Below are 2,142 nucleotides of genomic sequence, written 5' to 3'. Positions count from 1 at the left end.
TATCTTACTTCTGCCTACCGTATTCGCCATCTGGTCGCCTATGTATATTTTGATAAGCCTTATGGCCTCTTTTGCCTCCGGAATCTTGATCTTCTCGAAAAGATTGACCCGCTGGGTCGTAATGCGCAGTTCGTGTTTTAATATACGCACGCCCTCCTCGAGGATCTCTATCTTCTTTCTTGCGGTTTCTATCTCGCGCAGGGCGTCAATGGCCGCGTCTATCCACAAAGGTGTTATGAAAAGGTCGTACTCGGCGCGGGGGAAATCCATCTTTACAAAAAGCGGTATGTCCGCTCCGGCGATATTGCGGGTATCTTTCGTAAGCCGGCCGCTCTTTACGTATTTTTTCGGATCAAATTGCACATCCGACAAGAGGCCCGCCCACGACATTGCGTTATTCATCTTTTCTTCTTCATCAAGCCGCTCTTTATCAAGAGTCACCTGTTGATGCAGAATCTCGAGCTGAAGCTGTTGTTTCTTAAGCTGCAATGTAGGCAGATATCTCTCATACTGCCTCAGTGCATCGCGTTGTCTTTTTAACTCGCCTTTTGTTAATTTTACTTTCATGACAACCTTTGGGGTCAGACCCTCGTTATGTAAACTACGTAGTTAACATAATCAGGGTCTGACCCCAGGCCAATGTTTTTCTATCATTGATTTTTTTATGCCCGTCTCTTCCGGCGTAAAACACTCGGCCATAATGTTCCAGCCCTTATCAAGCGCCTGTTCCAGCGGTATATTTACCTGCAGGGACATCATCTCCTTCTCGAAAAGCTTACCGTATTTCATCAGTTTTTTGTCCCAACCGCTCATTTGAAAACCCATGGACTGTTTTTCAAGCGCCTCGCGGTAACTGGCGAATAACTGTATCATCGTATCCATTATGGTCCTGTGATCGTCGCGCGTCTTGCCGTTAACCTGTTGTTTTAGCCGGCTTAGCGAGCCGAATGGCTCGATCACGCCTCCTTTAAGATAAAATTGGCCTTCGGTTATATATCCCGTGTTGTCGGGCACAGGGTGAGTAACGTCATCACCCGGCATGGTAGTGGCCGCGAGTATGGTTATGGAACCGGCAGTGTCAAAATCTACGGCCTTTTCGTACCGCGCCGCAAGCTGGCTGTAAAGATCGCCCGGATAACCGCGGTTGGAAGGCACCTGTTCCATCGTTATAGCTATCTCTTTAAGCGCGTCGCAGAAATTTGTCATATCGCTCAGGAGCACCAGGACCTGCTTGCCTGCCAAAGCAAATTGTTCCGCGACCGCTAAACTTATATCGGGTACAAGAAGGCATTCTACGGTAGGGTCCGCCGCTGTGTGGATAAAAAATATGCATCTTGAAAGCGAGCCGTGCTCTTCCAGGGTGTCGCGGAAAAACAGGTAGTCGTCATACTTTAGCCCCATGCCGCCCAATATTATCACGTCGACTTCGGCCTGTATGGCTATCCTCGCTAATAAGTCGTTATAGGGCTCGCCCGCTATTGAAAATATGGGCAATTTTTGCGACACGACGAGAGAATTGAAGACGTCTATCATGGGGATGCCTGTGCGCACCATCTTATTGGGTATGATGCGTTTTACCGGGTTTACCGGAGGCCCGCCGATATCTATCATATTATCCGAGAGAGCAGGTCCTTTATCGAGCGGTTCGCCGCTTCCGTTAAATATGCGGCCCAAAAGTTCTTCTCCGCTTGCAATGCGCATCGGATGGCCTAAAAACTTCACTTTATCGCCGGTAGATATACCGCGGCTCCCCGCAAATACCTGAAGCGATACCCTCTTTCCGTCCAGGCGTATCACCTGCGCCAGAGACGTGCCCTGTTTTGCCGAGACCACTGCTATGTCCATATAGCTGACGTTCTCGGCTTCCACCGTAATAACGTCACCCGCTATCTGTATGATGTTTGTATATACTCTATCCATATATCAATCCTTATCCACTGTTTCGCTTTTTCTTATTATTTTACTTTCTAATAAAGAGGTGATGTCTTTTTCCGTCTTTTTAAAGACGGCGCTATCCCACGCGGCCGAATTCCAGCCGCGGAACTCCTGCCTTAACTTTTGGAAAAATTCTAGCGCTTTTTCTTTGTCCTCAAACTCAAATTCGGCGGTTAATATACCATAGATAAAATCGAATATATATTT

At 47.6% G+C, this 2,142-nt stretch carries 3 protein-coding genes; all 3 read right to left on the bottom strand.

The features are described 5' to 3' along the window. On the bottom strand, nucleotides 1–567 hold a 567-nt coding region (locus KKI13_02030), incomplete at its 3' end, for a V-type ATP synthase subunit D (GenBank protein MBU4487829.1). A 51-nt stretch (nucleotides 568–618) separates the two neighbouring features. Continuing rightward, complete coding sequence (locus KKI13_02025) at nucleotides 619–1,920, bottom strand: V-type ATP synthase subunit B (GenBank protein ID MBU4487828.1); 1,302 nt, start codon at nucleotides 1,918–1,920, stop codon at nucleotides 619–621. 3 nt (nucleotides 1,921–1,923) lie between these two features. Beyond that, nucleotides 1,924–2,142, bottom strand: a 219-nt coding sequence (locus KKI13_02020; protein MBU4487827.1) for a V-type ATP synthase subunit A, incomplete at its 5' end; no start/stop codon positions are given.

The organism is Candidatus Omnitrophota bacterium (assembly GCA_018894435.1).
Lineage (GTDB): Bacteria > Omnitrophota > Gorgyraeia > JAHIPI01 > JAHIPI01 > JAHIPI01.
The sequence above is the reverse complement of the archived record's forward strand: the minus strand, read 5'-3'. Positions and strand labels throughout refer to the sequence as shown.

Excerpts from the sequence above, each read along its gene's own strand:
- KKI13_02025 (MBU4487828.1), bottom strand. The coding sequence starts at position 1,920 with ATGGATAGAGTATATACAAACATCATACAGATAGCGGGTGACGTTATT.